Annotated in this window: 24 protein-coding genes and 1 pseudogene; 19 read left to right on the top strand and 6 right to left on the bottom strand. The window is 72.0% G+C overall.

Annotation, left to right across the window (positions count from 1 at the left end):
- Nucleotides 1–66: 66 nt before the first annotated feature.
- The 4 genes from hrcA to ACWDRW_RS16865 all read left to right on the top strand — a co-directional run bounded on the left by hrcA (nucleotide 67) and on the right by ACWDRW_RS16865 (nucleotide 4,327).
- A complete protein-coding gene (hrcA, locus tag ACWDRW_RS16880) occupies nucleotides 67–1,083 on the top strand; it encodes a heat-inducible transcriptional repressor HrcA (RefSeq protein WP_451723872.1) in 1,017 nt (338 codons plus the stop codon).
- Nucleotides 1,084–2,220, top strand: a complete 1,137-nt coding sequence (gene dnaJ / locus ACWDRW_RS16875; protein ID WP_451723871.1) for a molecular chaperone DnaJ — start codon at nucleotides 1,084–1,086, stop codon at nucleotides 2,218–2,220. It abuts the gene before it with no gap.
- Between the two features lie 284 nt (nucleotides 2,221–2,504).
- Nucleotides 2,505–3,590 carry a nitronate monooxygenase gene (locus tag ACWDRW_RS16870; RefSeq protein ID WP_451723869.1) on the top strand — a complete coding sequence of 362 codons (1,086 nt, stop codon included), beginning with the start codon at nucleotides 2,505–2,507 and terminating at the stop codon, nucleotides 3,588–3,590.
- Entirely contained in the window at nucleotides 3,587–4,327 is a 741-nt protein-coding gene (locus tag ACWDRW_RS16865) for a 16S rRNA (uracil(1498)-N(3))-methyltransferase (RefSeq protein WP_451723867.1), read from the top strand. Before ACWDRW_RS16870 ends, ACWDRW_RS16865 begins: the two co-directional genes overlap by 4 nt.
- A gap of 7 nt (nucleotides 4,328–4,334) precedes the next feature.
- Here ACWDRW_RS16865 and ACWDRW_RS16860 read toward each other — a convergent pair whose 3' ends face one another.
- Nucleotides 4,335–5,900, bottom strand: a complete 1,566-nt coding sequence (locus ACWDRW_RS16860; RefSeq protein ID WP_451723866.1) for a hypothetical protein — start codon at nucleotides 5,898–5,900, stop codon at nucleotides 4,335–4,337.
- A gap of 144 nt (nucleotides 5,901–6,044) precedes the next feature.
- On the opposite strand from ACWDRW_RS16860, the gene ACWDRW_RS16855 reads away from it, so the two are divergent.
- The 5 genes from ACWDRW_RS16855 to ACWDRW_RS16835 are packed head-to-tail and all read left to right on the top strand — an operon-like array spanning nucleotide 6,045 to nucleotide 12,129.
- Nucleotides 6,045–6,581 (top strand): hypothetical protein, encoded by a 537-nt coding sequence (locus ACWDRW_RS16855; protein WP_451723864.1) that lies wholly within the window; start codon nucleotides 6,045–6,047, stop codon nucleotides 6,579–6,581.
- 46 nt (nucleotides 6,582–6,627) lie between these two features.
- Nucleotides 6,628–9,807 (top strand): S41 family peptidase, encoded by a 3,180-nt coding sequence (locus ACWDRW_RS16850; protein WP_451723862.1) that lies wholly within the window; start codon nucleotides 6,628–6,630, stop codon nucleotides 9,805–9,807.
- Between the two features lie 46 nt (nucleotides 9,808–9,853).
- Nucleotides 9,854–10,207 carry an HIT domain-containing protein gene (locus ACWDRW_RS16845; protein ID WP_451723861.1) on the top strand — a complete coding sequence of 118 codons (354 nt, stop codon included), beginning with the start codon at nucleotides 9,854–9,856 and terminating at the stop codon, nucleotides 10,205–10,207.
- A gap of 6 nt (nucleotides 10,208–10,213) precedes the next feature.
- Nucleotides 10,214–11,119 (top strand): ribonuclease Z, encoded by a 906-nt coding sequence (locus ACWDRW_RS16840; RefSeq protein WP_451723860.1) that lies wholly within the window; start codon nucleotides 10,214–10,216, stop codon nucleotides 11,117–11,119.
- 20 nt (nucleotides 11,120–11,139) lie between these two features.
- Nucleotides 11,140–12,129, top strand: coding sequence for an adenosine deaminase (locus ACWDRW_RS16835; protein WP_451723858.1), 990 nt, complete (start codon nucleotides 11,140–11,142; stop codon nucleotides 12,127–12,129).
- A gap of 17 nt (nucleotides 12,130–12,146) precedes the next feature.
- Here the strand turns inward: ACWDRW_RS16835 and ACWDRW_RS16830 are convergent, their stop codons facing one another.
- Nucleotides 12,147–13,337: an MFS transporter gene (locus tag ACWDRW_RS16830; protein ID WP_451723856.1), complete on the bottom strand. Its 1,191-nt coding sequence runs from the start codon at nucleotides 13,335–13,337 to the stop codon at nucleotides 12,147–12,149.
- Nucleotides 13,338–13,558: 221 nt separating this feature from the next.
- Nucleotides 13,559–14,350: an IclR family transcriptional regulator gene (locus ACWDRW_RS16825; RefSeq protein WP_451723855.1), complete on the bottom strand. Its 792-nt coding sequence runs from the start codon at nucleotides 14,348–14,350 to the stop codon at nucleotides 13,559–13,561.
- 95 nt (nucleotides 14,351–14,445) lie between these two features.
- On the opposite strand from ACWDRW_RS16825, the pseudogene ACWDRW_RS16820 reads away from it, so the two are divergent.
- The 7 genes and pseudogenes from ACWDRW_RS16820 (at nucleotide 14,446) to ACWDRW_RS16790 (ending at nucleotide 21,524) form a co-directional block, all read left to right on the top strand.
- A pseudogene (locus ACWDRW_RS16820) lies at nucleotides 14,446–15,372 on the top strand (5-dehydro-4-deoxyglucarate dehydratase).
- Nucleotides 15,369–16,658, top strand: a complete 1,290-nt coding sequence (locus tag ACWDRW_RS16815; RefSeq protein ID WP_451723854.1) for a glucarate dehydratase family protein — start codon at nucleotides 15,369–15,371, stop codon at nucleotides 16,656–16,658. Before ACWDRW_RS16820 ends, ACWDRW_RS16815 begins: the two are co-directional and overlap by 4 nt.
- A gap of 354 nt (nucleotides 16,659–17,012) precedes the next feature.
- Nucleotides 17,013–18,158: a carbohydrate kinase family protein gene (locus ACWDRW_RS16810; protein ID WP_451723852.1), complete on the top strand. Its 1,146-nt coding sequence runs from the start codon at nucleotides 17,013–17,015 to the stop codon at nucleotides 18,156–18,158.
- Nucleotides 18,159–18,306: 148 nt separating this feature from the next.
- Complete coding sequence (locus ACWDRW_RS16805; protein ID WP_451723850.1) at nucleotides 18,307–19,362, top strand: PhoH family protein; 1,056 nt, start codon at nucleotides 18,307–18,309, stop codon at nucleotides 19,360–19,362.
- 13 nt (nucleotides 19,363–19,375) lie between these two features.
- A complete protein-coding gene (ybeY, locus tag ACWDRW_RS16800; protein ID WP_451723849.1) occupies nucleotides 19,376–19,873 on the top strand; it encodes an rRNA maturation RNase YbeY in 498 nt (165 codons plus the stop codon).
- On the top strand, nucleotides 19,870–21,168 hold the full coding sequence (locus tag ACWDRW_RS16795) for a hemolysin family protein (RefSeq protein ID WP_451723848.1): 1,299 nt from the start codon (nucleotides 19,870–19,872) through the stop codon (nucleotides 21,166–21,168). Before ybeY ends, ACWDRW_RS16795 begins: the two co-directional genes overlap by 4 nt.
- Nucleotides 21,165–21,524, top strand: coding sequence for an MmcQ/YjbR family DNA-binding protein (locus tag ACWDRW_RS16790; protein ID WP_451723847.1), 360 nt, complete (start codon nucleotides 21,165–21,167; stop codon nucleotides 21,522–21,524). The genes ACWDRW_RS16795 and ACWDRW_RS16790 overlap by 4 nt, the downstream gene beginning before the upstream one ends.
- Here the strand turns inward: ACWDRW_RS16790 and ACWDRW_RS16785 are convergent.
- Nucleotides 21,521–22,546, bottom strand: coding sequence for a S1C family serine protease (locus ACWDRW_RS16785; RefSeq protein WP_451723845.1), 1,026 nt, complete (start codon nucleotides 22,544–22,546; stop codon nucleotides 21,521–21,523). The two genes, ACWDRW_RS16790 and ACWDRW_RS16785, sit on opposite strands and share 4 nt — an antisense overlap.
- Before the next feature lie 174 nt (nucleotides 22,547–22,720).
- On the opposite strand from ACWDRW_RS16785, the gene ACWDRW_RS16780 reads away from it, so the two are divergent.
- Nucleotides 22,721–23,074: a cytidine deaminase gene (locus ACWDRW_RS16780; RefSeq protein WP_451723843.1), complete on the top strand. Its 354-nt coding sequence runs from the start codon at nucleotides 22,721–22,723 to the stop codon at nucleotides 23,072–23,074.
- 176 nt (nucleotides 23,075–23,250) lie between these two features.
- On the top strand, nucleotides 23,251–23,727 hold the full coding sequence (locus tag ACWDRW_RS16775; protein WP_451723842.1) for a hypothetical protein: 477 nt from the start codon (nucleotides 23,251–23,253) through the stop codon (nucleotides 23,725–23,727).
- A 36-nt stretch (nucleotides 23,728–23,763) separates the two neighbouring features.
- Here ACWDRW_RS16775 and ACWDRW_RS16770 read toward each other — a convergent pair whose 3' ends face one another.
- Both ACWDRW_RS16770 and ACWDRW_RS16765 read right to left on the bottom strand, forming a co-directional pair.
- A complete protein-coding gene (locus tag ACWDRW_RS16770) occupies nucleotides 23,764–24,102 on the bottom strand; it encodes a P-II family nitrogen regulator (protein WP_363160165.1) in 339 nt (112 codons plus the stop codon).
- Nucleotides 24,099–25,400 (bottom strand): ammonium transporter, encoded by a 1,302-nt coding sequence (locus tag ACWDRW_RS16765; protein WP_451723840.1) that lies wholly within the window; start codon nucleotides 25,398–25,400, stop codon nucleotides 24,099–24,101. Before ACWDRW_RS16765 ends, ACWDRW_RS16770 begins: the two co-directional genes overlap by 4 nt.
- Before the next feature lie 151 nt (nucleotides 25,401–25,551).
- Here ACWDRW_RS16765 and era point away from each other — a divergent pair.
- Nucleotides 25,552–26,494: GTPase Era (gene era, locus ACWDRW_RS16760; protein WP_451723839.1), on the top strand; the 943-nt coding region annotated here is incomplete at its 3' end.

The raw sequence follows: 26,494 nt of genomic DNA, 5'->3' as shown, positions 1-26,494 counted from the left end.
CGGACGGACAGAGTGCCAGGCAGGCGCCCCGGGGGACTGGGGGACGACTTCTGGAGGTGTGCGCGGATGCTGAGTGAACGCAGGCTGCAGGTGCTGCGCGCCATCGTCCAGGACTATGTGGGCACCGAGGAGCCGGTGGGGTCGAAGGCCCTGACCGAGCGGCACAACCTCGGCGTCTCCCCGGCGACCGTCCGCAACGACATGGCGGCGCTGGAGGACGAGGGGTACATCGCCCAGCCGCACACCAGCGCCGGGCGCATCCCGACGGACAAGGGCTACCGGCTCTTCGTCGACAAGCTGGCCGGCGTCAAGCCGATGACCGCGCCGGAGCGGCGGGCCATCCAGAACTTCCTCGAGGGCGCCGTCGACCTCGACGACGTCGTCGCGCGGACGGTACGGCTGCTCGCGCAGCTGACCCGGCAGGTCGCGGTCGTCCAGTACCCGTCGCTCACCCGCTCCACCGTGCGTCACGTCGAGCTGCTCTCGCTCGCCCCCGCGCGCGTGATGCTCGTGCTGATCACGGACACCGGGCGGGTCGAACAGCGGATGGTCGACTGTCCGGCGCCGTTCGGCGAAACGTCCCTGGCCGATCTGCGGGCGCGGCTGAACAGCCGGGTCGCGGGCCGGCGCTTCACCGATGTGCCGATGCTCGTCGAGGACCTCCCCGAGGGCTTCGACATCGAGGACCGGGGCACGGTCTCGGCCGTTCTCTCCACCCTGCTGGAGACGCTGGTCGAGGAGAACGAGGAGCGGTTGATGATCGGCGGCACCGCCAATCTCACCCGCTTCGGACATGACTTTCCCCTCACGATCCGGCCGGTCCTGGAGGCCCTCGAGGAGCATGTCGTGCTCCTCAAACTCCTGGGCGAGGCCGGGGATTCGGGCATGACCGTACGCATCGGTCACGAGAACGCCTACGAGGGACTCAACTCCACGTCCGTGGTGTCGGTCGGCTACGGTTCGGGCGGCGAGGCAGTCGCCAAGCTCGGCGTGGTCGGACCGACCCGCATGGATTACCCGGGAACGATGGGAGCGGTACGCGCAGTGGCACGGTACGTCGGACAGATCCTGGCGGAGTCGTAAGTGGCCACGGACTACTACGCCGTTCTCGGCGTGCGTCGCGACGCGTCGCAGGAAGAGATCAAGAAGGCCTTCCGGCGGCTCGCGCGCGAGCTGCACCCGGACGTCAACCCGGACCCGAAGACCCAGGAGCGGTTCAAGGAGATCAACGCCGCTTACGAGGTGCTCTCGGACCCGCAGAAGAAGCAGGTCTACGACCTCGGCGGCGACCCCCTCTCGCAGGCGGGCGGCGCGGGCGCGGGCGGCTTCGGCGCCGGTGGCTTCGGGAACTTCTCGGACATCATGGACGCCTTCTTCGGTACGGCGTCCCAGCGGGGTCCGCGCTCGCGTACGCGGCGCGGCCAGGACGCGATGATCCGGCTGGAGGTCGAGCTCGACGAGGCGGCCTTCGGCACGACGAAGGACCTCCAGGTCGACACGGCCGTCGTCTGCAACACCTGCAGCGGCGAGGGGGCGGCGCCGGGTACCTCGGCGCAGACGTGTGACATGTGCCGGGGCCGTGGTGAGGTCTCGCAGGTCACGCGGTCCTTCCTCGGACAGGTCATGACCTCGCGGCCCTGCCCGCAGTGCCAGGGCTTCGGCACGGTGGTGCCGACGCCGTGCCCCGAGTGCGCGGGCGACGGGCGCGTACGGTCCCGCCGTACCCTCACGGTCAAGATCCCGGCCGGTGTCGACAACGGCACCCGGATCCAGCTGGCCGGTGAGGGCGAGGTCGGGCCCGGCGGCGGTCCCGCCGGTGACCTGTACGTCGAGATCCACGAGCTGCCGCACTCGACCTTCCAGCGGCGCGGGGACGACCTGCACTGCACGGTCACGATCCCGATGACGGCGGCGTCCCTCGGCACGAAGGTGCCGCTGGAGACCCTCGACGGCATGGAGGAGGTCGACATCCGCCCGGGCACCCAGTCCGGCCAGTCGATCCCGCTGCACGGCCGGGGCGTCACGCACCTGCGCGGCGGCGGCCGGGGCGACCTGATCGTCCACGTCGAGGTCCAGACCCCGACCAAGCTCGACCCGGAGCAGGAACGCCTCCTGCGCGAGCTGGCCAAGCTACGCGGCGAGGAACGGCCCCAGGGCCAGTTCCAGCCGGGTCAGCAGGGGCTGTTCTCTCGGCTGAAGGACGCGTTCAACGGCCGCTGAGGCGGGCTGCTGGGGGTCCGGGGGTCGCTCCCCGGGTAAGCGCAGTCAGCCGGGTCAGCAGGGGCTGTTCTCTCGGCTGAAGGACGCGTTCAACGGCCGCTGAGGCGGGCTGCTGGGGGTCCGGGGGTCGCCCCCCGGGTAAGCGCAGTCAGCCGGGTCAGCAGGGGCTGTTCTCTCGGCTGAAGGATGCCTTCAACGGTCGCTGAGACCCCGTGTTGCCGTAGGTCCATGCCACACGGACGGGTGGATTCGGACTTGTTCGGAGGACGTGACAACATGCCGTCATGTCCTCCGCGCTGACCGATCTCTTTCCTCTTCCGATCGTGCAGGCCCCCATGGCGGGCGGGGTCTCCGTGCCGACGCTCGCCGCCGCCGTGTCCGAGGGCGGCGGGCTCGGGTTTCTCGCCGCCGGGTACAAGACCGCCGATGGCATGTACCAGGAGATCAAACAGCTGCGAGGCCTCACCGGGCGTCCGTTCGGCGTGAACCTCTTCATGCCGCAGCCGGAGTACGCCGACGCCGCGGCGATCGACGTGTACGCCCATCAGCTCGCCGGTGAGGCCGGGTGGTACGAGACCGAGCTGGGGGACCCGGACAGCGGACGGGACGACGGCTACGACGCCAAGCTCGCGGTCCTGCTCGACAACCCCGTGCCGGTGGTCTCCTTCCACTTCGGCGTCCCGAGCCGGGACGTCCTGGACTCCCTGCGCCGGGCCGGCACCTTCACCCTCGTCACCGCCACCACCGCCGAGGAGGCCCTCGCCGTGGAGCGCGCCGGTGCCGACGCGGTGATCGCCCAGGGCGTCGAGGCCGGGGGACACCAGGGGACCCACCGCGACAACCCGGAGACCGACGGGTCCGGGCTCGGACTGCTGTCCCTGATCGCCCAGGTCCGGGAGACCGTCAGCATCCCCGTCGTCGCCGCCGGCGGCATCATGCGCGGCAGCCAGATCGCCGCAGTGCTCGCCGCCGGTGCCGCCGCCGCCCAGCTCGGCACGGCCTTTCTCGCCACCCCCGAGTCCGGCGCCCACGCCGTGCACAAGCAGGCGCTCACCAACCCCCTGTTCGCCCGTACGGAGTTGACCCGGGCGTTCTCCGGCCGCCCCGCGCGCGGTCTGGTCAACCGGTTCATGCGCGAGCACGGCCCGTACGCGCCCGCCGCCTACCCGGAGCTCCACCACCTCACCTCGCCGCTGCGCAAGGCGGCCGCCAAGGCGGGCGACGCGCAGGGCATGGCGCTGTGGGCCGGACAGGGCCACCGGATGGCACGGGACCTGCCCGCGGGACAGCTGGTGGAGGTGCTGGCGGCCGAACTCGCCGCCGCCCGGACAGCGTTGTCGACCTCGCGGGACGGGGGTGCGGTGCGATGACCGCGCCGGTCTTCGTCGTCGAGCGCCTCGACTCCGGCCCCGGCGCGCAGTACGTCCTCGACGGCCCCGAAGGGCGGCACGCCGTCTCCGTGAAGCGGTTGCGGGCCGGCGAGGACGTCGTCCTCACCGACGGCGCCGGGCGCTGGGCGGACTGTGTGGTGCTGGAGACGGAGGGCAAGGACCGGCTGGTCGTCCGGATGGACGCCGTGACCGAGGAGCCCGAGCCGCGCCCCCGCATCACGGTCGTACAGGCCCTGCCCAAGGGCGACCGCGGGGAGGTGGCCGTCGAGACCATGACCGAGGTCGGGGTCGACGCGATCGTGCCCTGGTCGGCGTCCCGGTGCATCACGCAGTGGAAGGGCGAGCGCGGGCTCAAGGCGCTCGGCAAGTGGCGGGCCACCGCGCGGGAGGCCGGCAAGCAGTCCCGGCGCGTCCGCTTCCCCGAGGTCGCCGACGCCGCCTCCGCCAAGCAGGTCGCCGCGCTGCTCGCCAAGGCCGACTTCGCCGCCGTGCTCCACGAGAGCGGCACCGAGCCGCTGGCCGCCGCGGAACTGCCCGCCGACGGGGAGATCGTGCTGGTCGTGGGACCCGAAGGGGGCGTGTCCCCGGAGGAGTTGGCGCTGTTCGCCGAGGCCGGGGCGCGGCCGTACGTGCTCGGCCCCACCGTGCTGCGCACCTCGACCGCCGGGACCGCGGCGGCCGCGCTGCTCCTCGGCCGCACCGGCCGCTGGGGCTGACGCCGGGTCAGCACCGGTTCGCCGGGAGCAGCTGTACGTCCTCCCGGCGGACCGCGAAGGACTCCTGGATCGTGCCGTTGTGGCGGGCCGGGTCCCAGAGCCAGATCCAGTCGCCCGTGGTGCCGAAGGACAGCACCTGGTGGTCGGTGGGGGCCGGGCCGTTGTCGACCGCCAGCGGCTTGGCGGCGTCCACCGGGCGCACGCAGACGAAGTGGCCGTAGACGCCGAAGTAGTCCGGCGGGCGGGCGCCCTCGCGGGCGACGTTCTCCGCGGCCCGGCCCGCCGCGGAGGCCGCGTCGCGGGTGCCGATGCCGATCGCGGACAGGGCGAAGACCACGCCGAGCAGGGTGGCCAGGACCACCGCGAAGAGCCGGTTGCTGCCGTCCCGGCCCAGGTGGAAGTGGCGCAGCCAGCCGAGGACCGCCACGAAGAACACCGCGCTGCCCAGGGCGAGCCCCATCGGCTCGGCCGCCGCCGCGTACCGGCCGAGGGTCGACACCGGCACGGCGTCCGCGCGGATGTCGAAGCGGTCCAGGTACGCCGCGTGCATCTGCCCGCCCAGCCAGCCCACCATCGACCAGAGCACCGGCACGGACAGCGGCACCAGCCAGGCCGCGTGCCGGGTGAAGAAGGTGCGCCGGACGGCCAGCACCACTCCGGCGCCCGTGAACAGGCCGAGGGCGAGCACCAGGACGCCCGCGCGCAGTTGCTGGGGGGTGCTGCCGTGGCCCACCAGGGCGCCGAAGGCGGCCAGCGCCGTGGTGCCCGCGAGGCCCGCCGCCCACTGGGTACCCCGGCCGCTCGCGCGGGTCTCCTTGGCGGTCCGGCCCAGGGGCAGCGCCCCCGCCGTGCTCAGCAGCGCGGGCAGCAGCTTCCAGGCGCCCTCGGCCCAGACGACGTACATCCCGCAGACCATCGCGCCGACCAGTCCCGTCATGGCCGCCCACAGCCACACCAGCCGGACCCGGCGCTCGTGCGGGGTCTCGTCGCGCGGCGGGTCCGCGTCCGAGTGGCCCGGGACCCGCAGCGCGTGCGCCGCCGCGTCGAAGGGACGGCCGCCCAGGGCGCGGGCCGTCAGCTCGGCCTCCGCCTCCTGCCGGGAGTCCGGGCCCGCCGGCACGGTCACCGCCCGCTGCTCGTCCGCACCGCCGAGCCGGATCCACACCCGGCCCAGCGTCGGCAGCGCGCGGTGCACGTAGTACGTCGTCCGGGCCGGGCGTTCGTGCTCGACCAGGGCCGCGTCCCGCACCAAGGCGCCCAACTCGGCCTGTTTGACGAGCCGTTCGACCTCCATGGTGGCCGTGCGCAGGGCGCCGAGGCGGGCGCCGTGCAGCCGGACCTCGACGACGAGGGCGGTGCGGTGGGCAGCGGGGGAGGGCTCCTCGGCCGGGCGTACGGCCCAGCCGCGCTCCTCGAACAGGGCCGTGACATACGCCACTTCGTCCGGCTGATCGACCACGTCGACGAGCATGCGCACCCGGCGCCGGCGCGGCGGCGCGGGCGGTCCGGCCGCCGGGTCGGGCCCGGGCTCGGTACTCTGCTGGGGCTCGTCGGGGACGCGTGGTCCCGGCACGAGTCGGGGCGAGCGGATCCGCGGCGGTGTCAACGATCGCCCGGTGCGGCGGCAGTTGGGCGGCACTCGATTGTGACGCGCGGGAGTGCTGAGTGACCGTATGCGCTCTACCGCGTCGGGCCGGACAGTGGGAGGCTGCCCTCCATGGGGGTATTGAGGCGGATTTGGGCTCGCCCGCGTGGGGCACGTGTGGCGGGAGCGGCGGGACTGGTCGTGCTGGCCGTCGGCGGGGCGGTCGCGTGCGACGCCGTCGGCATGAGCACCGCGTCCATCGCGTGGACCACCGACAAGACGGTGACCGATGAGCTGGAGCGCCAGAAGGCGGATGTCCAGTGGCTCACCTGCCGGGCCTCCTACGGCGACGGGTCGACGCCGAGCGCGGGTGAGGACACCGTCGCCGAGGTCGACTGCACCGGCAAGACCAAGGACGGCAAGGAGATCACCGTCGACGGCCTCGTCACCCGCGCGATCGACAACAAGTGCGTACGCGGACACCTCACCGCGAAGGTCGACGGCAAGACGTGGTTCGAGGTCGACGGTCTCGGTGACTGCGACGGCACGCCCTCGCCGATCACCCCGCCGAGCGGCGGAGCCCAGCAGCCCGAGCCCACGGTGACGGTGACCGTCACCAAGACGCTGTGGTGCAAGGAGGATCCGCAGTGCTGGCCCGAGGGCAAGTGATCGGAAACCCCGCACCCGCGATGACCTGTCTGCGTAGGGTGATCGGGTGACAGCCGCCTATCTCCGGTTCCCGCATCCGCACGGCGAGTCCGTCGCCTTCACCGCCGAGGACGACGTCTGGCTCGCCCCCCTGGACGGCGGCCGGGCCTGGCGGGTCAGCGCCGACAACATGCCGGTCGCCCTGCCGCGCGTCTCGCCCGACGGCACCACCGTCGCCTGGACGTCCACCCGCGACGGCGCCTCCGAGGTGTACACCGCCCCGGTGTCCGGCGGCCCCGCCACCCGGCTCACGCACTGGGGCGCCCGGACCCGGGTCCGCGGCTGGACCCCCGACGGAGACGTCCTCGCGGTCAGCAGCCGGGGCCAGGCGAGCCGGGACCGGACCTGGGCGCACGCCGTCCCGCTCGGCGGCGGACCGGCGACGACCCTGCCGTACGGGATCGTCGGGGACGTGGCCCACGGGCCGCACACCGTGCTGCTGTCCGCGACCATGAGCCTGGAGGCGGCCCACTGGAAGCGCTACCGGGGCGGCCGTGCGGGCAAGCTGTGGATCGACCGGGACGGGCAGGGCGAGTTCGTCCGGCTGCACGAGGAACTCGACGGGAACATCGAGTACCCCGTCTGGGCCGGTGACCGGATCGCCTTCCTCAGCGACCACGAAGGCGTGGGCGCGCTCTACTCCTCCCTCGGTGACGGCTCCGACCTGCGCCGCCACACCCCCCTGGACGGCTTCTACGCCCGGCACGCGGCCGGGGACGGCACCCGGATCGTCTACGCCTCGGCCGGTGAACTCTGGCTGCTCGACGACCTGGACGGCGCCGAGCCGCGCCGGCTGGACATCCGGCTCGGCGGCCAGCGCACCGACCGCCGCCCCCACCCGGTCAACGCCGCCCGCTGGTTCGGCGCCGCCGCCCCCGACCACACCGCGCGCGGCAGCGCCGTCCTGGTGCGCGGTTCCGTCCACTGGGTCACCCATCGCTCGGGCCCCACCCGGGCGCTGGCCGCCGAACCCGGCGTACGCGCCCGCAAGCCCCGTACCTTCCGCGTCGACGGCGAGGAGTGGGCGGTGTGGGTGACCGACGCCGAGGGCGACGACGCGCTGGAGTTCGCCCCGGCGACCGGACTCGCCCCGGGCGCCACCCCGCGCCGGCTCGCCGCCGGACAGCTCGGCCGGGTCCTCGGCCTCGCCATGGCCCCCGACGGCAGCCGGGCCGCCGTGGCCGCGCACGACGGACGCGTCCTGCTCGTCGAGCGGGAGACCGGCGAGGTCCGCGAGGTCGACCGCAGTGAGGACGGCGACGTCTCCGGCCTCGTCTTCTCGCCCGACTGCGCCTGGCTGGCCTGGTCGCACCCCGGGCCGGCCCCGCTGAGCCAGCTGCGCCTGGCCAACACCACGGACCTGTCCGTCACCGAGGCCACCCCGCTGCGCTTCCAGGACTACGCCCCGGCGTTCACCCAGGACGGCAAGCACCTCGCGTTCCTGTCGGCCCGCTCCTTCGATCCGGTCTACGACGAGCACGTCTTCGACCTGGCCTTCGTGGCGGGCTCCCGCCCGTACCTGATCACCCTGGCCGCGACGACGCCCTCGCCGTTCGGACCGCAGCGGCACGGCCGCCCCGTCGACGCGCCCGACAAGGACGAGACGCCCGACAGCGACGGCGCCCCCAGCACGCGGATCGACCTCGAAGGACTCGCCGACCGGATCGTGCCGTTCCCGGTCGAGGCCGCCCGCTACACCCACCTGCGGGCCGCCAAGGACGGCGTGCTGTGGCTGCGCCACCCGGTCACCGGGGAACTCGGCGCCTCCCGGGCCGCCCCGGACGACCCCGACCCCAAGACCGAGCTGGAGCGCTACGACCTCGTCCAGCAGCGCGTGGAGCATCTGGCCGCCGACGCCGACCACTTCGAGGTCAGCGGCGACGGCAAGCGGGTGCTGCTGTGGACCGAGGGCCGGCTCAAGGTCGTGCCCAGTGACCGGCGGGCCTCGGGCGACGAGGACAGCGACAGCAACATCAGCGTCGACCTCGGACGGGTGCGGCACCTGATCGACCCGGCCGCCGAGTGGCGCCAGATGTACGAGGAGACGGGCCGCGTCATGCGGGACCACTTCTGGCGCCCCGACATGAGCGGCGTGGACTGGTCCGGCGTACTCGACCGCTACCGTCCGGTGCTGGACCGCGTGGCCACCCACGACGACCTGGTGGACCTCCTCTACGAGGTGCAGGGCGAGCTCGGCACCTCGCACGCGTACGTCATCACGCGCGGCGGCTCCGGAGGCCCTCGCCAGGGCCTGCTCGGCGCGGACATCTCCCGTCACGAGGACGGCACTTGGCGCGTCGACCGCGTCCTTCCCTCAGAGACCTCCGACCCCCAGGCCCGGGCCCCGCTCGCGGCACCCGGGGTGGCGGTACGGGCCGGGGACGCGATCGTCGCCGTCGGCGGGATCCCGGTGGACCCGGTGACCGGACCCGCGCCCCTGCTGGTGGGCACGGCGGGCAGGCCCGTCGAGCTGACCGTCTCCCCGGCGGGAGGCGGAGACCCGCGGCACGCCGTGGTGATCCCGGTCGCCGACGAGGAACCCCTGCGCTATCACGACTGGGTGGCCTCCCGGCGGGCCTACGTCCACGAGCACTCCGGCGGCCGCCTCGGCTACCTCCACGTCCCCGACATGCAGGCCCCCGGCTGGGCCCAGATCCACCGCGACCTGCGCGTCGAGGTGGCCCACGAGGGTTTGATCGTCGACATCCGCGAGAACCGGGGCGGCCACACCTCCCAACTGGTCGTCGAGAAGCTGGCCCGCCGCATCGTCGGCTGGAGCGTCCCGCGGGGCACACGCCCCTACAGCTACCCCGAGGACGCACCGCGCGGCCCCGTGGTGGCCGTGGCCGACGAGTTCTCCGGCTCGGACGGCGACATCGTCAACGCGGCCATCAAGGCGCTCGGCATCGGCCCGGTGGTCGGCACGCGCACCTGGGGCGGTGTGATCGGCATCGACAGCCGCTACCGCCTGGTCGACGGCACGCTCATCACCCAGCCGAAGTACGCGATCTGGCTCGAGGGTTACGGCTGGGGGGTGGAGAACCACGGGGTGGACCCGGACGTGGAGGTGGTGCAGCGGCCCCAGGACTACGCGGCGGGCCGGGACGCCCAGTTGGACGAGGCCGTGAGGATCGCGCTGGAGGCGTTGGAGGGCACTCCGGCGAAGGTGCCACCCGCGTTGCCGTGACCCGCTCGCTACGATGCACCCCGACACCTCAGGCGAAAGGAACGTCATGGCAGGGGAACCCCAGGACGACTGTCTGTTCTGCAAAATCGCTCAGGGCCACGTCCCCGCGACGATCGTCCGCGAGACCGACACGACCGTCGCCTTCCGGGACATCAACCCCCAGGCGCCCACCCACGTCCTGGTGATCCCCAAGGCGCACTACGCCAACGCCGCCGAACTCGCCGCCGCCGCACCCTCCCTCGCCGCCGATGTGCTGACCGAGACGAAGGCCGTCGCGGACGAGGAGAAGCTCGAGGCCTACCGGGTCGTCTTCAACACCGGCGCCGGCGTCGGCCAGACCGTCTTCCACGCGCACGCCCACGTCCTCGGCGGCCGTGGCATGCAGTGGCCGCCCGGGTAAGTCGCCGTGTCCGTACGTGAACTGGTGGTCCTCGGCACCGCGAGCCAGGTCCCGACCCGGCACCGCAACCACAACGGCTACCTCCTGCGCTGGGACGGAGAGGGCATCCTCTTCGATCCCGGCGAGGGCACCCAGCGCCAGATGCTGCGCGCCGGAGTCGCCGCGCACGACCTGAACCGGATCTGCGTCACGCACTTCCACGGCGACCACTCGCTCGGCCTCGCCGGGGTCATCCAGCGGATCAACCTCGACAAGGTGCCGCACGAGATCACCGCGCACTACCCGAAGTCGGGCCAGCGCTTCTTCGACCGTCTCCGCTACTCCACGGCCTACCGCGAGACCGTGGGCATCACCGAGGCACCGGTGAGCGAGGACGGCGACCTCGCGGCCACCCCCGCCTACGTGCTGCAGGCCCGCAAGCTCTCGCACCCCGTCGAGTCGTACGGCTATCGCCTGGTCGAGCCCGACGGCCGCCGCATGCTGCCCGAGCGGCTCGCCGCGCACGGCATCAAGGGCCCCGACGTCGGACGGATCCAGCGGGAGGGCGCCCTCGGGAGGGTGCGGCTGGACGACGTCAGCGAGGTGCGCCGGGGGCAGCGGTTCGCGTTCGTCATGGACACCCGGCTCTGCGACGGCGTGCACGAGCTGGCCGACGGCTGCGACCTGCTCGTCATCGAGTCGACCTTCCTCGACGAGGACACCGACCTCGCCGTCGAGCACGGCCACCTCACCGCGGGACAGGCGGCGCGCGCGGCCCGGGACGCGGGCGTACGGCATCTGGTGCTGACGCACTTCAGCCAGCGCTACTCCGAGCCCGACGAGTTCGAACGGCAGGCGCGGGCGGCCGGGTTCGAGGGGGAGCTGACGGTGGCGCACGATCTGCTGCGGGTGCCGGTTCCGAAACGTCGCTGAAACGCCCGTACGATGCCTTGATGCCCCTCCCGAAAGCAGAACTGCACCTCCACATCGAAGGCACCCTGGAGCCCGAGCTGGCCTTCGAACTGGCCGCGCGCAACGGCGTCGAGCTGCCGTACGCGGACACCGAAGAGCTGCGCAAGGCGTATCAGTTCGAGGATCTCCAGTCCTTCCTGAACCTGTACTACGAGCTCATGGCCGTCCTGCGCACCGAGCGGGACTTCGAGGACCTCGCCGCCGCCTACCTCGCCCGGGCCGCAGCGCAGGGCGTGCGGCACGCGGAGATCTTCTTCGACCCGCAGGCGCACATCGCGCGCGGCGTTCCCATGGGCACGGTCGTGGAGGGGCTGTGGCGGGCACTGGGCACCAGCGAGTCCACGCACGGCGTCTCCACGCAGCTGATCATGTGCTTCCTGCGTGACGAGTCGGCCGAGAGCGCGCTGGAGACCTTGGAGGCCGCGAAGCCGTACCTCGACCGGATCGTCGGGGTCGGCCTCGACTCCGCCGAGGTCGGGCATCCACCGGTGAAGTTCCGCGAGGTGTACGAGGCAGCGGCTGCCCTGGGACTGCGGCGAGTGGCGCACGCCGGTGAGGAGGGGCCGCCGGAGTACATCACCGAGGCCCTGGACGTCCTCGGCGTGGAGCGCGTCGACCACGGGCTGCGGTGCATGGAGTCCCCGGAGCTGGTGGAGCGGCTCGTCCGGGACCGGGTCCCGCTGACGCTCTGCCCGCTGTCGAACGTCCGCCTGCGCACGGTGGACGTCCTGGCGGACCACCCCCTCCCGGCGATGCTGGAGGCGGGCCTGCTGTGCACGGTCAACTCCGACGACCCGGCGTACTTCGGCGGCTACGCGGGCGACAACTTCGACGCGGTGCGCTCGGCGCTGGGCCTGGGCGACGAGCGCCTGCGCGAGCTGGCCCGGAACTCGTTCGTGGCGAGCTTCCTGGAGCACGACGAGGAGCGCCGGGCGCGATACCTGGCCGAGGTCGAGGCCTACCGCTTCTAGTGCCGCCTGACGCGGCACTAGGCGGCTTTGGCGGTGTCGTAGGCGGGTGTCTCCACCGGGATCTCGACCACCGGCAGCGCCCGCCGCCCCGCCCCCAGCGCCACCAGCGTCATCGGGACGGCGATCACCAGCAGGCCCGCCGCCAGCACCGCCCCCATCATGGGGAACCCGGCGGCGGCCGACAGCACACTGCCCGTCAGCGGTCCCGCCGCCGTGCCCAGGGACGACGCCGAACCCACCAGCACCGCCCAGCGACCCCGGCCGTCGAGGGACGCGGCGAGGCCGATGACGTAGGACAGGACGATCGGGTAGAGGGCGTTCCAGGCGATCTCACCGGCCGCGAAGGTCGTGAGGTCCGTCGCCGACGCGCTCACCGCGATGCAGGCCGCGATGACCGTCGTACCCGCGCCGATGGGGAGCGCGAGTCCGAGCCGGGGCCCGATCGCGCTCGCCGCGACCACGCCCAGCAGGCCCGCGCCCAGCGCCACCGCGAACACCGCGCCGACCGTGACCTCGCTCAGGTGCGCCTGCGTGAGCCCGATCCGGCCGCTGACCCCCCACAGGGAGTTCTGGGCGAGGGACCAGCACATCAGGGCCGCGCCGAGGACGAGTCCGGAGCGCGGGTGGGGGAGGCGGCCGGTGTCGTCGTGCCGGGGCCGGGCTCCGGTTCCCGCGGCCGGCAGCCGACCCGTGAGCGGCCAGACCGCCAGCGCGGTGAGCGCGATCGCCGCGAGCGGCTGGCCGTGGCCGGGGCCGAGGTGCGGGACCGTCAGGTACACCGCGCCCGCGAGGGCGGAGACGCCGAGCAGGCCGTACGTCGTGACGCGGTGCGGGTCGGGGCGGCCCGCGATTCCGGTGGCCGCCACCGCCGTCGCCGTACCGGAGCCGAAGCCGCCGGCCAGCGCGCCGGCCACCACGGCCGGGACGGAGTGGGTCAGTGCGGCTCCGCCGTAGCCGAGGACGGCGAGGGCGAGGCCCAGGCGGGCGAGAAGGCGGGGGCCGACGCGGTCGACGCGGGAGGCGAGCAGGAAGCCCGCCGCCGCCGAACTCAGCAGCAGCGCACTGCCGACGGCGCCCGCCTGGGTGGCGGTGAGAGGAAGCCCCGAGTCGAGCCTGCCGACGGTCGTCGGGAGGAGGTAGGGGGCGAGGTACCCGGCCGTGAAAAGGGCGACGAGGGGCCAGGGCAGGGTGGTGCGGGGGGCGGACACGGGCGTTCCCAGGGCATGCGAAAGAAGCGGCTCAAAAAGGGGGATTGGGCGACGACCGTCGACGGACAGGAACGCGCGGGCAATTTGTATCAAGCGGGGGCAGGCGCGAAGAAGGGGGGATGGTGTGATCCGGGGCACATCCTGTTTGGCGCGGGTCGGGTGGGGTAGCGGAGGCCGCCGACTTCGGCGCGATACCGGTCCTGGCGCCGGTGCGAAGCCTGCTAACGCCAGTGCACCGAGCCGCCGCCGGACCCGCCGGACGGCAGCACGGCCTCGATCTTCGCCCGGATCTCGCGCATGACGGCGACGATCCGCTCCTCGTGCCCGGGGGTCAGCCGGGCCACCGGTACCGAGCAGCTGATCGCGTCCTGGGCAGGGCGGTCGTAGCGCAGCGCGAAGCCGAAGCCGACGATGCCGGTGACCGCTTCCTCGCGGTCGACGGAGTAGCCGCGCTCCCGCACCTGGGCGAGGTCGGCCGCCAAGGACGCGCGGTCGGTGTGGGTGCGTGGGGTGCGCGCCTCGTACGGCCCCTCGGGCAGCTCGGTGTCGGGGCGTTCGGCCAGCAGCGCCTTGCCGAGCGCGCCCACGTGCGCGGGCAGCCGGCGGCCCACCCGGCTGATGGTGCGCAGGTACTCGTGCGACTCGCGGGTCGCCAGGTAGGCCACGTCCCGCCCGTCCAGGCGCCCCAGGTGGATGGTCTCGCCCAGCGCCTCGGACGCCTCGTCGAGGTACGGGCGCACCGCCCGGACCCGGGGGTCGGAGTCCAGGTAGCCGGTGCCGGTCAGTAGGGCGTGGATGCCGATGCCGTAGAGCGAGCCGGTGACGTCGGTGCGGACCCAGCCGCGCGAGATCAGAGTCCGCAGCAGCGCGTACATGGAGCTGCGCGGGACATCCAGCTCGTCCGCCAGTTCCTGGAGCCGGGCGGGGCGGTCGCCACGGGCGGCGAGAAGTTCGAGCAGTTCGACCGTGCGCGCGGCCGACTTCACTTCGCGGACGCCGCCTGACTCTGACATGGGCCGATCGTAATCCGGCGGTGTCGCGCCATTGACGGCCATCGTTCGCGTATCTAACCTCCATCCATATACATGGATGATGTCTGCATGGGGAGATGGATCCGGTGGTCCTCGATACCGAAACGCTGGCGGGCGGGGTGCTGTCGTTCCCGCTGACGAGCTTTCACGACGACGGCTCCCTCGATCCCGACGGCTTCCGCGCCCATGTCGCCGAGTGCGTCGCCGCCGGACCCGCCGCCGTCTTCCCCGCCTGTGGCACGGGGGAGTTCTTCTCGCTGGACGAGGCGGAGTACCGGACCGTCGTCACCCTGGCCGTGGCGGATGCGGGCGGCCGGCTGCCCGTGGTCGCCGGCATCGGGTACGGCTGGGCGCAGGCCGTACGGTTCGCGCGCATCGCCGAGGAGGCGGGCGCCGACGCCCTGCTGGTCCTGCCGCACTATCTGGTCGCGGCGCCGCAGGAGGGGCTGGTGGCGCAAGTGGAGCACATCGCGGCCCGGACCGACCTGCCGCTCATCGTCTACCAGCGCGGTCAAGCGGCCTTCACCGCCGAGTCGGTGCGGCGGATCGCCGCCCTCCCGAACGTCGTCGGGCTCAAGGACGGCAACAGCGACCTCGACCGCCTCCAGCGCCTCACCCTGGCCGCCCCCGAGGGCTTCCTGTTCTTCAACGGCGCCGCCACCGCCGAGATCCAGGCCCGTGCCTACGCCTCCGTCGGCGTGCCCGCCTACTCCTCCGCCGTGCACGCCTTCGCGCCGGAGATCGCGAACGCCTTCTTCGCCGCCCTGCGCGACGGCGACGACTAGACGGTGGAGCGGCTGCTGCGCGACTTCTACGTGCCGCTCGTCGAACTCCGCGACCGGGTGCCCGGATACGCGGTGTCGCTGGTCAAGTCGGCGGCACGGCTGCGGGGCCGTCGGGTGGGCCCGGTGCGCGCCCCGCTCACCGACCCCTCGGCCGCCGACCTGGCCGAGCTCGAGGCCCTGCTCACCACCGGACTGCACCTCGTAGGAGCCGCGCTGTGAACCTCGCCATCACGGACGTCCGGCTGACGCCGATCCTCGTCGCCGACCCGCCGCTGCTCAACACCCAGGGCGTCCACCAGCCGTACACGCCCCGGCTGATCGTGGAGGTGGTGACCGCCGACGGTCCGACCGGGGTCGGGGAGACGTACGGGGACACCAAGTACCTGGAGCTGGCACGGCCCTTCGCGGAGAAGCTGATTGGCCGTCAAGTAAGTGATCTGAACGGCCTCTTCACCGTCGCCGAGGAGGTGGCCGTCGACCGCTCCCGGATCTCCGGGCAGGTGGACGTCGGCGGTCTGCGAGGTGTGCAGACCGCCGACAAGCTGCGGCTGTCCGTGGTGTCCGGCTTCGAGGTGGCGTGTCTGGACGCCCTGGGCAAGGCGCTCGGGCAGCCCGTGCACGCGCTGCTCGGGGGCAAGGTGCGGGACTCCGTGGAGTACAGCGCCTACCTGTTCTACAAGTGGGCCGACCACCCGGCGGGCGTGGCCGCCGAGAAGGACGACTGGGGTGCCGCCGTCGATCCGGCCGGGGTGGTGGAGCAGGCGCGGAAGTTCAGGGAGCGGTACGGGTTCAGGTCGTTCAAGCTGAAGGGCGGGGTGTTTCCGCCGGAGGAGGAGATCGCGGCGGTTCGGGCGCTCGCGGAGGCCTTCCCCGGCCATCCGCTGCGGCTGGACCCCAACGGCGCCTGGTCGGTGGCGACTTCGCTGACCGTGGCGAAGGAACTCGCGGACGTCCTGGAGTACCTGGAGGACCCGGCGCTCGGCACTCCCGCGATGGCGGAGGTCTCCGCCGGAACCGACGTGCCGCTCGCGACCAACATGTGCGTGACGACGTTCGCCGAGATCAAGGAGGCGTTCGTCAGGGACGCGGTCCAGGTGGTCCTGTCGGACCACCACTACTGGGGAGGGCTGCGCAACACCCAGCAGCTCGCCGCGATCTGCCGCGCCTTCGGGGTCGGGGTGTCGATGCACTCCAACACCCACCTCGGGATCTCCCTGGCCGCGATGACCCACGTGGCGTCGACCGTGCCCGACCTCCACCACGCCTGTGACTCCCACTACCCGTGGCAGTCGGAGGACGTGCTCACCGAACGCCTCCGCTTCCGGGACGGCAGGCTCGCCGTCTCCGACGCCCCCGGCCTCGGCGTCGAACTCGACCACGACCGGCTGCGGTTCCTGCACCAGCGCTGGCTCGACGACGACGGCGCCCTGCGCGAGCGCGACGACGCGGCGGCGATGAGGGCCGCTGACCCGGAGTGGGTCACGCCGTCGGTACCGCGCTGGTAGTCGCCGCTCGGCACGCTGCTCGCGGTGTTCTCGTCGCCGTGGGCGGGGGTCGGCGCCCTGTGCCTGGCCGCGAGGGGCTTCACACCGGCGTCCCCGATCTTCCGGGCGATCCCCCAGAGCTACCCCGACGCCCGCGCCGCCGCCCCCGGCATCGCAGTTCGGTGACCGGATCCGTGCGTCGCCCGGCGGAGGCGACCGCGGTCCGTGCGGCCGGGGCGGCACCCGAGGCGCACGGGTGGCACGCCCGAGGGCTGGGGTGGTCTGACGCGACCCCTGGTCGAGGTGTGCGCGGCGGCGTGTTGTCAGCGGTGTGGTGCACACTGGCCTGATCCGCACCACGTCAGGGAGCGCACCGTGATCGCGTCCGCCGCGTCCACCGGAAAGGGACCTTCCGCCACCTTCGCCGGGGCGCCGCAATGCCAGGCCCAGGTCGATCCCCTGGCCGCGCTGCGCACCCCCGCCGATCCGCCCTGGGACGTGTATCTCACGGGCACCGTCTTCCTCGACATCATCTTCACCGGGCTCGACTCCGCCCCGGTGCGCGGGACCGAGTCCTGGGCGCGCGGGATGGGGTCGAGCCCCGGCGGCGTCGCCAACATGGCGACCGCGCTGGCCCGCCTCGGCCTGCGCACCTCCCTCGCCGCCGCCTTCGGGGACGACCACTACGGCGAGTACTGCTGGGACGCCCTGGAGCAGGGCGAGGGCATCGACCTCGCCCCCTCGCGGACCGTCCCCGGCTGGCACTCCTCGGTGACGGTCTCCATGGCCTACGAGGGCGAGCGCACGATGGTCTCCCACGGTCACGAGCCGCCCCCGGAGGAGCCCGCCCCCGACTGCCCCCCACGCGCGCGGGCCGCCGTGGCCTCCCTGGAACCCGGCAAGCGGGCCCCGTGGATCGCGCAGGCCGCCGCCAAGGGCACCCGCATCTTCGCCGACGTCGGCTGGGACGAGACCGGCGCCTGGGACCTCGCGGGCCTCGCCGACCTCGAACACTGCGAGGCCTTCCTGCCCAACGCCGAGGAGGCCATGCGCTACACCGGCGCCACCTGCCCGCGCGCCGCCGCCCACGCCCTCACCGAACACGTCCCGCTCGCCGTCGTCACCCTCGGTGCCGAGGGCGCCTACGCCGTGGACAGGCGGACCGGGGAGACCGCCGAGGTGCCCGCCATCGCCGTGGAGGCCCTCGACCCCACCGGCGCGGGGGACGTCTTCGTCGCCGGCTTCGTCACGGGCACCCTCGCGGACTGGCCCCTCGCCGACCGCCTCGCCTTCGCGGGCCTCACCGCCGCCCTCTCCGTCCAGGAGTTCGGCGGCTCCCTCTCCGCCCCGGGCTGGGCCGAGATCGGCGCCTGGTGGCGGAAGATCCAGTCCTACGACGACCAGGACCCGGCGGCCCTGCAGCGGTACGCCTTCCTCGCGGACCTGGTCCCCGCGGAACTGGCCCGCCCCTGGCCGCTGCGCCGGGCCGTCCCCACGATCGGCTTCGGCCGCTCCTCCTGAGGCACGAACTCGCGGAGCCCGGGGCACACCCCTGCGGAAAAGGCCTACGGCCTTGTCAGTCCCCCGGCGTACCCTGGAAATCGCCAGGCCGCCCCTGTGGCGGACGCACCGTATCGAGGAGGACGAGCAAGGCCTACAGAGCCGGCCCATGACTCAGACACCCACAGCTCACACACCCGCGCAGGGGCGGGAGAGAGCACAGTTCACCGTCCCCGCCCAGCACCCCATGGTGACCGTGCTGGGGTCCGGCGACTCCCTCCTGCGTGTGATCGAGAAGGCCTTCCCGGCGGTCGACATCCATGTCCGGGGCAATGAGATCAGCGCGGTCGGCGACCGAGCGGAAGTCGCCCTTGTCCAGCGCCTGTTCGACGAGATGATGCTGGTGCTCCGCACCGGACAGCCGATGACGGAGGACGCAGTGGAACGCTCGATCGCCATGCTCCGGGCGAGCGAGAACGGCGAGGGCTCACCCGAGACCCCCGCCGAGGTGCTCACCCAGAACATCCTCTCCTCGCGCGGACGCACGATCCGCCCGAAGACCCTCAACCAGAAGCGGTACGTCGACGCGATCGACAAGCACACGATCGTCTTCGGCATCGGCCCCGCCGGTACCGGCAAGACCTACCTCGCCATGGCCAAGGCGGTGCAGGCCCTGCAGTCCAAGCAGGTCAACCGCATCATCCTGACCCGCCCCGCGGTGGAGGCCGGCGAGCGCCTCGGCTTCCTGCCGGGCACGCTGTACGAGAAGATCGACCCCTACCTGCGCCCGCTGTACGACGCGCTGCACGACATGCTCGACCCGGACTCGATCCCGAGGCTGATGGCGGCGGGGACCATCGAGGTCGCCCCCCTCGCGTACATGCGAGGAAGGACCCTGAACGACGCCTTCATCATCCTGGACGAGGCCCAGAACACGAGCCCCGAGCAGATGAAGATGTTCCTCACCCGTCTCGGGTTCGACTCGAAGATCGTCATCACCGGTGACGTGACCCAGGTCGACCTCCCCAACGGCACGAAGTCCGGCCTGCGGCAGGTGCAGGACATCCTGGAGGGCCTCGACGACGTCCACTTCTCGCGTCTGACGTCCCACGACGTCGTACGGCACAAGCTGGTCGGCCGTATCGTCGACGCGTACGAGAAGTACGACAGCCACCACGGCACGGAGAACGGCACCCACAAGGGCGGCCGCAACAAGCGGAAGTAGACAGACCAGCCACATGTCGATCGACGTCAACAACGAATCCGGCACCGAGGTCGACGAGCAGGCGATCCTCGACATCGCCCGCTACGCACTCGCGCGGATGCGCATCCACCCGCTCTCCGAGCTCTCGGTGATCGTCGTGGACGCCGACGCCATGGAGCAGCTGCACATCCAGTGGATGGACCTGCCCGGGCCGACCGATGTCATGTCCTTCCCGATGGACGAGCTCCGGCCGCCGTCCAAGGACGACGACGAGCCGCCGCAGGGGCTGCTCGGCGACATCGTGCTCTGCCCGGAGGTCGCCAAGAAGCAGGGCGAGGACGCCCCGACGCAGCACACCATGGACGAGGAGCTCCAGCTGCTCACCGTCCACGGTGTGCTGCACCTGCTCGGCTACGACCACGAGGAACCGGACGAGAAGGCCGAGATGTTCGGCCTCCAGGCGGCCATCGTGGACGGCTGGCGCGCGGAGAAGGGCCTGACCGGTCCCTCCCCGGCTCCGACCGTCTCATGAGCCCCCAACTCGTCCTCGGCGCCATCGCGCTGGTCGTCGTGGCCTGGCTCGCCGCCTGCGCGGAGGCGGGCCTGGCCCGTGTGTCCAGCTTCCGCGCCGAGGAGGCGGTCCGGTCCGGCCGACGCGGCAGCGCCAAGCTCGAGCAGGTCGCCGCCGACCCGACGCGCTATCTCAACGTGGCGCTGCTGGTCCGCGTGGCCTGCGAGATGGCCGCCGCCGCGCTGGTCACGTACGCCTGCCTGAACGAGATCGACGGCACCACCCAGGCGCTGCTCGCCGCGATCGGCGTGATGGTGCTGGTCTCCTACGTCGCCGTCGGTGTCTCCCCGCGCACCATCGGCCGCCAGCACCCGCTGAACACCGCGACGGCGGCGTCGTACGTCCTGGTGCCGCTGGCCCGGATCATGGGCCCGATCCCGTCCCTGCTGATCCTCATCGGCAACGCCCTCACGCCCGGCAAGGGCTTCCGTCGCGGTCCCTTCGCCTCCGAGGCGGAGCTGCGCGCGCTGGTCGACCTCGCCGAGAAGGAGTCCCTGATCGAGGACGACGAGCGCCGGATGGTGCACTCGGTCTTCGAGCTCGGCGACACCCTCGTGCGGGAGGTCATGGTCCCGCGGACCGACCTGATCGTGATCGAGCGCTACAAGACCATCCGCCAGGCCCTGACCCTGGCCCTGAGGTCCGGTTTCTCGCGTATCCCGGTGGTCGGCGAGAGCGAGGACGACGTCGTCGGGATCGTCTATCTCAAGGACCTCGCCCGCAAGACGCACATCAGCCGGGACGCCGAGAGCGAGCTGGTGTCGACCGCGATGCGTCCCGCCGCCTTCGTGCCCGACACCAAGAACGCCGGTGATCTGCTGCGCGAGATGCAGCAGGACCGCAACCACGTCGCCGTCGTCATCGACGAGTACGGCGGCACCGCGGGCATCGTCACCATCGAGGACATCCTCGAGGAGATCGTCGGCGAGATCACCGACGAGTACGACCGTGAGCTGCCGCCGGTGGAGGAGCTGGGCGAGGACCGCTACCGGGTCACCGCCCGGCTGGACATCACCGACCTCGGCGAGCTGTACGGCCTCGACGAGTACGACGACGAGGACGTGGAGACCGTCGGCGGACTCCTCGCCAAGGCGCTCGGCCGGGTCCCGATCGCCGGTGCCTCGGCCCGGGTGGAACTGCCCGACGAGCGGGAGCTGCGGCTGACCGCGGAGGCCGCGGCGGGCCGCCGGAACAAGATCGTGACCGTGCTGGTGGAGCCGGTGGACCCCCCGGAGGAAGAGGCGAAGGACGAGTGACCCCTCAGGAGCTGCGCGGGTTCTGCCTTTCGTTCAACGCCGCGGTGGAGGAGTTCCCGTTCAACCCGGAGACCTCGGTCTTCAAGGTGCTCGGCAAGCTCTTCGCGCTGACGAACCTGGACGCGCGGCCCCTGACGGTCAACCTCAAGTGCGACCCCGAGGACGCGATCCGGCTGCGTGCCGAGCACGAGGGCCTGATCGTCCCCGGGTACCACATGAACAAGCGGCACTGGAACACGGTGACCGTCGACGGCGGGCTCCCGGACCGGATGGTCCGTGAGCTCGTCGAGGACTCCTACGACCTGGTCGTCGCCGGCCTGCCGCGCGCCGAACGCCTCCGCCTGGACCGGTCCTAGGGTTTGCGGGACAGGACGAGGTCGGTCTGCCATGCCTGGCCGACCTGGTCTCCCGGCTCGTCGAGGTCCAGGGAGTACACCCCTTCGAGCCGGATCCGTTCACCGGCGGACGACGACTGCAGCACGTTGCATACGTCCGGCACCGAGGTCACAGCGGTGTCCTTCATCGCGGTGATCACGTCTCCCACGCCGAGGTTGGCCTCCTCTGCGGGGGAGTTGCTGGACGTGTTGACGACGAACAGGCCCTGGACCCCCGCCTCCACGAGCTGCGCCTGTGCGTCGGCGACGGCTTGCTGGTCCTGCGGGTCCTCCCAGAGAGTGCTGAGGGCGGGATCCTCCAGGGAGTTGACCCACCATCCGGGAGCGTTCTTCCTGTCGCCGTCCACCAGCGGGTCGAGGAAGCGCTGAGCGTGTTCGCTGGTGATGGAGTAGTACTGGTTCTCGACATCGCTGTTGCCGAGACTGTTGATGCCGACGACCTTTCCGTCACTGTCGAGCAGGGGCCCTCCCGAGTTGCCGGGGTTCACCGTGGCGGAGTGCTGGATCGTGGCCGGGTAGTGCGGCAGGGCGTACGGGTCGGGGTCGGCGGAGACCTCGGGGGACTGCACCGCGCCCGAGGTGAACACCGGCTTCTCGGCGGCCGTGTCGGACTGGAGGGACTGCGGGTAGCCAATGGCCGTCACGGTGTCCCCGGCCTCCACCTCGTCGCTGTCGCCGAACTCCAGCTCCTTCAGGTCCTCCGGTGGGGTGTTGAGCTTCACCACCGCCAGATCCTCACAGGGATCGCTCCCGAGCACCCGCAGCGGGACGGGGCTCCCCCCGTCGATGACCCCCTTCAGGACGGACTCCCCTTCCACGACATGCGCGTTGGTCAGGATGAGGCCCTCTTCGGCGTCATAGACGAATCCGGTTCCGCTGCTCATCCCGCCCAGGATGTGCACGGTGGCGGGAGAGGCCTCCTCGAAGACCTCCTGAGGTGACGGATCGCCTGCGGGCAGACCGTACGCGGTCGTTCCGCTCACCGCGAGCAGAAGAACCGAGGCACATGACGCAAAAGATCTCGCAACCAGACCCATGAGCTGCCGTCCTTCTCATGCGTTGCTGATTCCACTCTAGATCCGCGTCTCGGGCCTGTCGTGTGGGAGACGGCAGGCCCACGACGGGGGCACGCCCGTCCGCCTACGTATCCTCGACCCATGACCGACACCAACGCCCTCGACCCCGAGGACCGCAAGATCGTCACCCTGGCCCGTTCCGCGCGGGCCCGCAACGGCGTGCCCGAGGGTGCCGCCGTACGCGACGACACGGGCCGTACGTATGTCGCCGGGACCGTGGAGCTGGACTCGCTGAAGCTGAGCGCGCTGCGTACGGCCGTGGCGATGGCCGTGGCGTCCGGGGCGAAGTCGCTGGAGGCGGCGGCGGTGGTGACCGAGGCGGAGAGCGCGGCGGCCGAGGACCTGGCGGCCGTACGGGATCTCGGCGGGGCGGGGACGCCGGTGCTGCTCGCGGGGCCGGACGGTGCGGTGCGGCTCACCGTGGCCGCGGAGTAGTCCGGTCTGAAAACGGGGTAGTCCGGATTTCATCCTTGTCGGCGGTCGCCTCTCGCGCATCAATGGGACCGTACGTTCCGACGGACCGTCAGATTCGGCCCTCCCGCAGTGTGTCCGCACCCACCTGCCGAGGACGGGCCGTCGGTCCCCCCACACCCGAAGGGATCCCGACCCCCATGAGAGGTACACGCTCAGGCACCGGTGCGGCACTCGTGGCCGGCACGCTCGCCCTGACCGGACTCGTGCTCGCGCCCACCGCCGCGGCCGTGACCCCCACCTCGACCACCATCGACGCCGACTGCGGCAGCTTCGGCGGCGGCGCGGCAACCCTGACGGCCACCCAGGACGGGACGGCCGCCACCATGACCCTCGACTCCTCCGCCATCACCGCGCCGATCGCACTCGGCGCGGACTCCATCACCTCCACCCTCACCCTGGTGAAGGCGGGCGGCGGCACCACCGTCTTCCGGGCCACCGAGAACCCGGCGATGGCCGCCGGCGACCCGGTCCGGGTGGGCCCGCTGCCCGGCACCGTGGCCTCCGGCGACAGCCTGGAGGCCTTCGGCGGCTCGCTGACGATGACCGTCTTCGGCATCACCCTCACCTGCACGGCGACGGCACCGCAGGCACCGGGCCCGTTCGTCTTCGACTGATCCTTCGATCAGAAGCGCGCGGGCGGGCGCGGCTCCTCACAGAGCGTCGGGGCCGCGCTCACCCGTCCGCACCCGTACGACGGTCTCGACGGGCAGCGCCCAGACCTTGCCGTCGCCGATCTTGCCGGTCTGCGCGGCCTTCACGATCGCGTCGATCACCGCGTCGGAGTCGGCGTCCTCCACGACCACCTCGATCCGGACCTTGGGCACCAGGTCGACCTGGTACTCGGCGCCCCGGTACACCTCGGTGTGGCCGCGCTGACGGCCGTAGCCGCTCGCCTCGGTCACGGTCAGGCCGTGCACGCCCAGCTCCTGGAGCGCCGACTTCACCTCGTCGAGTCGGTAGGGCTTGACGATCGCGGTGATGAGCTTCATGCCTTGGCCTTCTGGGGGGTGGGGACGGAGGCGGAGACCGGGGCGCCGTGGCCCAGGACGCCGTGATCGTATGCGCTCTCGGCGTGCACCGTAAGGTCCAGGCCGGTGTGCTCCTGCTCCTCGCTCGCGCGGAAGCCCAGGGTCTTGTCGATGAGCTTGGCGAGGCCGTACGACACGGCGAAGGCGTACGCGCCCACGGCCACCACGGCGACGAGCTGCTTGCCGAGCTGGCCCAGTCCGCCGCCGTACAGGAGGCCCTCGGCGCCGCCGGTCATCTCGGCGACGGCGAAGACGCCGATCAGGACGGTGCCGATGACGCCGCCGACCAGGTGGACGCCGACGACGTCCAGGGAGTCGTCGTAGTTGAACCTGAACTTCCAGCCCACGGCACAGGAGCAGACGACGCCCGCGGTGAGGCCGACGACCAGGGCCCCGAGCAGGGAGACCGAGCCGCAGGACGGGGTGATCGCGACCAGGCCCGCGACCGCGCCGGAGGCGGCGCCGAGGGTCGTGGGGTGGCCGTCGCGCCGCTGCTCGACGAAGAGCCAGCCCAGCAGGCCGGTGCAGCCGGCGGCGAGGGTGTTGAGGAAGGCCGCGGCGGCCAGGCCGTTCGCGCCGAGGGCGGAACCGGCGTTGAAGCCGAACCAGCCGAACCAGAGCAGACCGGCGCCGAGCATCACCATGGGCAGGTTGTGCGGGCGCATCGCGTCCTTCTTGAACCCGAGCCGCGGGCCGAGGACCAGGCAGAGGGCGAGGCCCGAGGCGCCGGAGGTGATCTCGACGGGGAGCCCGCCCGCGAAGTCGAGGGCGCCGAGGTGGTTCAGGATCCAGCCACCCGGGCCCCAGGTCCAGTGGGCCACCGGAACGTATACGAGCAGCGCCCACAGGGGGACGAAGACCAGCCACGCGCCGAACTTGGCGCGGTCGGCGACGGCGCCGCTGATCAGGGCGGCCGTGATGATCGCGAAGGTGAGCTGGAAGGTGGCGAAGAGGACGGTGGGGACGGTGCCCTGGACGCTGTCGGGTCCGATGCCGGACATGCCGAGGTGGTCGAGCCCGCCGATGAGCCCGGCGCCGGCGTCCTCCCCGAAGGCGAGGGAGTACCCGGCGGTCAACCACACCACGGTGACCAGGGCGATCGCCACGAAACTCATCATCAGCATGTTGAGGACGCTCTTCGTGCGGACCATGCCGCCGTAGAACAGGGCCAGGCCCGGGGTCATCAGCAGGACGAGGGCGGTGGCGGCGAGCAGCCAGGCGGTGTCGCCGGTGTCGATGCCTTGCGCGGCGAGAGGCACGGTGGTCTCCAACGGGGTGGGGGTGCGTCAGAGATTCACCGGTGTGCGTTTCCGGACGCGTACCGGTGTGTTTCGGGGGTGTTTCATTGCGTGCGGGTTTCCGGACGCTCACCGTGCGGCGCCGCTCCGGGGATCAGGGAGAATGGTCGGCATGAGCGTGCGTACCCAGTCATCCGAGCAGCCGTCCGAGGCCCCCCATCGCGCCGGCTTCGCCTGCTTCGTGGGCCGTCCCAACGCGGGCAAGTCCACCCTCACGAACGCTCTGGTCGGGCAGAAGGTCGCGATCACCGCGAACCAGCCGCAGACGACGCGGCACACGGTTCGGGGGATCGTGCACCGCCCGGACGCCCAGCTGATCCTGGTGGACACGCCAGGGCTGCACAAGCCGCGCACGCTGCTGGGCGAGCGCTTGAACGACGTGGTCCGTACGACGTGGGCCGAGGTCGACGTGATCGGCTTCTGCCTGCCCGCGAACGAGAAGATCGGGCCCGGCGACCGCTTCATCGCGAAGGAGCTGGCGGGGATCAAGAAGTCCCCGAAGATCGCCATCGTGACGAAGACGGACCTCGTCGACTCCAAGGCCCTCGCCGAGCAGCTGATCGCGATCGACCAGCTGGGCAAGGAACTGGGCATCGAGTGGGCGCAGATCGTCCCGGTGTCGGCGACCGCCAACAAGCAGGTGGACCTGTTGGCGGACCTGCTGATCCCGATGCTGCCCGAGGGCCCGGCGCTCTACCCCGAGGGCGACCTCACCGACGAGCCCGAGCAGGTCATGATCGCGGAACTGATCCGTGAGGCGGCCCTGGAGGGCGTCCGCGACGAGCTCCCGCACTCCATCGCGGTCGTGGTCGAGGAAATGCTCCCCCGTGAGGACCGCCCGGCGGACAAGCCCCTCCTCGACATCCACGCCTTCCTCTACATCGAACGCCCCAGCCAGAAGGGCATCATCATCGGCCCCAAGGGCAAGCGCCTGAAGGAGGTCGGCATCAAGAGCCGCAAGCAGATCGAGGCGCTGCTGGGCACGCCGGTCTTTCTGGATCTGCATGTGAAGGTGGCCAAGGACTGGCAGCGGGATCCGAAGCAGTTGCGGCGGC

This window comes from Streptomyces sp. NPDC003635, from assembly GCF_053587635.1.
The sequence above is the reverse complement of the archived record's forward strand: the minus strand, read 5'-3'. Positions and strand labels throughout refer to the sequence as shown.

What these genes read in the sequence shown, in the direction of transcription:
- ACWDRW_RS16865 (WP_451723867.1), top strand. Translation starts at nt 3,587, where the DNA reads ATGACCGCGCCGGTCTTCGTCGTCGAGCGCCTCGACTCCGGCCCCGGC.
- ACWDRW_RS16775 (WP_451723842.1), top strand. Translation starts at nt 23,251, where the DNA reads ATGAGAGGTACACGCTCAGGCACCGGTGCGGCACTCGTGGCCGGCACG.
- ybeY (WP_451723849.1), top strand. Translation starts at nt 19,376, where the DNA reads ATGTCGATCGACGTCAACAACGAATCCGGCACCGAGGTCGACGAGCAG.
- ACWDRW_RS16795 (WP_451723848.1), top strand. Translation starts at nt 19,870, where the DNA reads ATGAGCCCCCAACTCGTCCTCGGCGCCATCGCGCTGGTCGTCGTGGCC.
- hrcA (WP_451723872.1), top strand. Translation starts at nt 67, where the DNA reads ATGCTGAGTGAACGCAGGCTGCAGGTGCTGCGCGCCATCGTCCAGGAC.
- ACWDRW_RS16805 (WP_451723850.1), top strand. Translation starts at nt 18,307, where the DNA reads ATGACTCAGACACCCACAGCTCACACACCCGCGCAGGGGCGGGAGAGA.
- ACWDRW_RS16770 (WP_363160165.1), bottom strand. Translation starts at nt 24,102, where the DNA reads ATGAAGCTCATCACCGCGATCGTCAAGCCCTACCGACTCGACGAGGTG.
- ACWDRW_RS16870 (WP_451723869.1), top strand. Translation starts at nt 2,505, where the DNA reads ATGTCCTCCGCGCTGACCGATCTCTTTCCTCTTCCGATCGTGCAGGCC.
- ACWDRW_RS16855 (WP_451723864.1), top strand. Translation starts at nt 6,045, where the DNA reads ATGGGGGTATTGAGGCGGATTTGGGCTCGCCCGCGTGGGGCACGTGTG.
- ACWDRW_RS16780 (WP_451723843.1), top strand. Translation starts at nt 22,721, where the DNA reads ATGACCGACACCAACGCCCTCGACCCCGAGGACCGCAAGATCGTCACC.
- ACWDRW_RS16845 (WP_451723861.1), top strand. Translation starts at nt 9,854, where the DNA reads ATGGCAGGGGAACCCCAGGACGACTGTCTGTTCTGCAAAATCGCTCAG.
- ACWDRW_RS16835 (WP_451723858.1), top strand. Translation starts at nt 11,140, where the DNA reads ATGCCCCTCCCGAAAGCAGAACTGCACCTCCACATCGAAGGCACCCTG.
- ACWDRW_RS16825 (WP_451723855.1), bottom strand. Translation starts at nt 14,350, where the DNA reads ATGTCAGAGTCAGGCGGCGTCCGCGAAGTGAAGTCGGCCGCGCGCACG.